This is a genomic window from Streptomyces sp. 13-12-16, assembly GCF_002114215.1.
In the GTDB taxonomy this organism is placed as follows: domain Bacteria; phylum Actinomycetota; class Actinomycetes; order Streptomycetales; family Streptomycetaceae; genus Streptomyces.
On record NZ_NCTE01000173.1, the window covers coordinates 1 to 3,408 of the forward strand.

3 protein-coding genes and 1 pseudogene are annotated in these 3,408 nt (G+C 72.9%); 1 reads left to right on the forward strand and 3 read right to left on the reverse strand.

The features are described from left to right. From B7767_RS08210 to B7767_RS08220, 3 genes and pseudogenes are all read right to left on the reverse strand, one after another. A pseudogene (locus B7767_RS08210) lies at positions 1-510 on the reverse strand (transporter); the annotation flags it as partial. A 5-nt stretch (positions 511-515) separates the two neighbouring features. Next, positions 516-1,292: an ABC transporter ATP-binding protein gene (locus B7767_RS08215; RefSeq protein ID WP_179167069.1), complete on the reverse strand. Its 777-nt coding sequence runs from the start codon at positions 1,290-1,292 to the stop codon at positions 516-518. A gap of 153 nt (positions 1,293-1,445) precedes the next feature. Further along, complete coding sequence (locus B7767_RS08220; protein ID WP_107485904.1) at positions 1,446-2,108, reverse strand: bifunctional DNA primase/polymerase; 663 nt, start codon at positions 2,106-2,108, stop codon at positions 1,446-1,448. Between the two features lie 305 nt (positions 2,109-2,413). Here B7767_RS08220 and B7767_RS08225 point away from each other — a divergent pair. Continuing rightward, on the forward strand, positions 2,414-3,408 hold a 995-nt coding region (locus B7767_RS08225), incomplete at its 3' end, for a transcriptional regulator (protein ID WP_085571589.1).

Here is a 3,408-nt window from a genome sequence, read left to right on the forward strand (position 1 = left end):
GCTGGTGAGCAGCCGCACGTTGGCGGCGGCCACCGCCCGCGCGAGCGCCACGCACACCAGCAGCGCCAGCGGCACGGCGAGGGCGCCCACGGCGAACGCCGCCCCGCCGTGCGCGACGGCGCCCACGGAACCGGTGAGCAGGCACAGCGTGAACAGCGGCCCGATACCGACCAGCGAGGACACCAGCAGGGCCCGCACCAGCGGCCGCGGCCGCAGCGGCAGCATCACCAGCCGGGTCGGGTCGAGGGTCTCGTCGCCCCCGGGGAAGAACAGCGGCATCACCGCCCAGCCGAGGCCCAGCACCGCCACGAGCAGCACCACCAGCGACTCGACGTGACCGGTGCCGCGCAGCACGATCAGCCCGAGCAGTTGCAGCGCGGCGAACAGCAGGGCGACGACGGCGGAGGCGATGTACGCCGCCTTCCGCCCGCCGGACTGCCGCAGCCCGTTGCGCAGCAGGGACAGTTTCAGCCGGACGAAGACGGAGGTGAGGGCGGCGGGAGTGCCCACGGCGCTCACCGGGAACCCCCGCCCAGCCAGTCCAGATCCGAACCGGCGTCCCGGCCGTCCGCCCCGACCAGTTCCAGGAACGCCCGTTGCAGCGAGGGCGCGTCCCCGCGCACCTCGGCGAGCGGACCGTGGGCGCGGATCCGGCCGGCGGCCATCACGGCCACCCAGTCGCACAGCGACTCGACGAGCTCCATGACGTGGGAAGAGAAGACGACCGTGGCGCCGGACGCCGTGTACCGCTCCAGAACACCCCGGATGGTCTGCGCGGAGACCGGGTCGACACCCTCGAAGGGCTCGTCCAGGAAGAGGACTTCGGGATTGTGCAGCAGGGCGGCGGCGAGCCCGATCTTCTTGCGCATGCCGGTCGAGTAGTCGACGACGAGCTTGTGCTGGGCACCGGACAGATCGAGGACGTCGAGCAGCTGCGTGGCCCGCTTGTCGACCTCGTCACCGGGCAGCCCCCGCAACCGCCCTGTGTACGCGAGCAGTTCACGCCCCGACAGCCGCTCGAACAGCCGCAGCCCCTCCGGCAGCACCCCGATCCGTGCCTTGACCTCCACCGGGTCCCGCCACACGTCGTGCCCGACGATCTCGACGGTGCCCTGATCGGGCCGCAGCAGCCCGGTCACCATGGACAAGGTGGTGGTCTTCCCGGCCCCGTTGGGACCGACCAGCCCGATGAACCGCCCCGCGGGCAGCTCCAGATCGATCCCCCCGACCGCGACCTGCTCCCCGAACCGCTTCCAGAGCCCCCGCACACTTACGGCACTGCCATCCACCATGTCTCCCTCCGTCAGCGATGAAGGCTACGGGGAGCGCAACATCCTCAAGGGGGGCGGGACCGCGTCGACATGCGGCTCCGCCGCGTGGGCGCGATCAGCCACGACGCGGCCGCAGTCGCCCACGAGCAGAAACCACGTACATCAACAGGCGCCCTACCGGTCCCGGCCGCACGCATAGGCCAACGGCGAGACCAGCTCCTCCACATCCGGCAACCACCGGTTCACCGCCGTGGGCCGGCAGGCCCACTGCACGGCCCCCCGGCACCCGACCCGCGTGGGCGGCGCGGCAACGTACGCCCCCTCCCCGAGGACCACCAGGTCGAGCGACGACGACGACCACCCCAGCCTGCGCAGCAGGTCCGGCACCTTCGCCGAGGCCCCCGGCAGCACGAAGAACTCCGTCCGCCGGTCCGGCGTCACCGTGACCGGCCCCAGCGTCAGCTCCATCCGCTCCATCCGCGCGAGCGCCAGGAACCCCGCCGTCTCCGGCACGGAGACCGCGTCGAACGTCCGCCCGGTGGGCAGCAGGATCGACGCGTCCGGCTGCTTCTGCCACATCCGGCGGGCGACGGTGGCGCTGCCGGTCGCCTGGGCCGCCCAGTCCGGGCGGGCCGGGTGCGCGCCGGGCGCCGGGCACGCGGCGTCACCGCACGAGCAGCGCTGCACCCCCTCGACGGACTCCAGCCAGGTGCCCGGGAACACGTCCCAGTGCCGCTCCTCGGCGTAGCGGACTGCGGTGTCCAGCAGCGATTCCCCGCGCTGCTTCGGGATCTGTACGGCGTCGGCGCCCGCGATCGTCTCTTCCACGATGAACACAACTACGGCCGTCACCAGGGGTTACGCCCGTGCGCATGCGCGGGGGAGGAGCACCGGTTCCGTGTTCGGGGCGCATGGGTGCATCCACGGGGGCGCGCGGGAGGATCCGCGTCCCCGGTGGGTAACCAGGAGGGGGGCCGGCATCCGCCGTTACCCCGGCAATCCTCACATGTCCCGCATTGTCGGTACTTCGGCGGGGCATTGATCTTCCCGGCCGCATCTATCGCCGGGACGCGAGACGTACGGCCGCGGAAGACACGTCAACTCGGTGCGTGGCAGGGCACCGCAGCCTCAGGGGGTACGCCATGGCCGCAAGGCCTCTCGTCGCGCGGCAGCCGAACGAACGGCTGCAGGCGCTCATCCAGGAAGCCGGATGCTCCAACGCCGGGCTGGCCCGCAGGGTCAACATGTGCGGCGCCGAGCACGGCCTCGACCTGCGCTACGACAAGACGTCGGTGGCGCGCTGGCTGCGCGGGCAGCAGCCGCGGGGCCGGGCACCGGCGATCATCGCTGAGGCACTGGGCCGCAAACTGGGCCGTACGGTCACGATCGACGAGATCGGCATGGCCAACGGCAAGAACCTCGCCTCGGGTGTCGGCCTCCAGTTCTCGCCGACGGTACTGGGAGCCATCGAGCAGGTCTGCGAGCTGTGGCGCAGTGACGTGGGCCGGCGGGACTTCCTGTCCGGGTCCTCCGTCGCCGCCTCCGCGCTGGTGGAGCCCAGCCGCGACTGGCTGATCTCCGCGCCCGACGGGCAGGTGGCGCGCTCCGCCGGGCCCCGCGTGGGCCAGTCCGACGTGGCGGCCGTGCGGTCCATGACGCAGGCGCTGGTGGACCTGGACCACCAGTACGGCAGCGGGCACGTACGCCCGGTCGTGGTCCACTACCTCAACAGCGTCGTCTCGGGGCTGCTGGCGGGGTCGTACCGCGAGGCCGTGGGGCGCGACCTGTTCGCGGCGGTCGCGCGGCTGACCGAACTCGCCGGGTACATGGCCGTCGACACCGGGCAGCCGGGCCTCGCCCAGCGCTACTACATCCAGGCGCTGCGGCTGGCGCAGGCGGCCGGGGACCGCGGATACGGCGGGTACGTGCTCGCCGCCTCCATGAGCCACCTGGCCGCACAGCTCGGAAACCCGCGGGAGATCGCGCAGTTGGCGCGCGCGGCGCAGGAGGGCGCGCGGGGGCGCGTGACCCCCCGCGCGGAGTCGATGTTCCACGCGGCGGAGGCGCGCGGGCACGCGCTGATGGGCGACGTGCACGCCGCGCAGACGGCGGCGGGGCGCGCGATGAGCGCCATGGA

What these genes read in the sequence shown, in the direction of transcription:
- B7767_RS08215 (WP_179167069.1), bottom strand. Translation starts at nt 1,292, where the DNA reads ATGGTGGATGGCAGTGCCGTAAGTGTGCGGGGGCTCTGGAAGCGGTTC.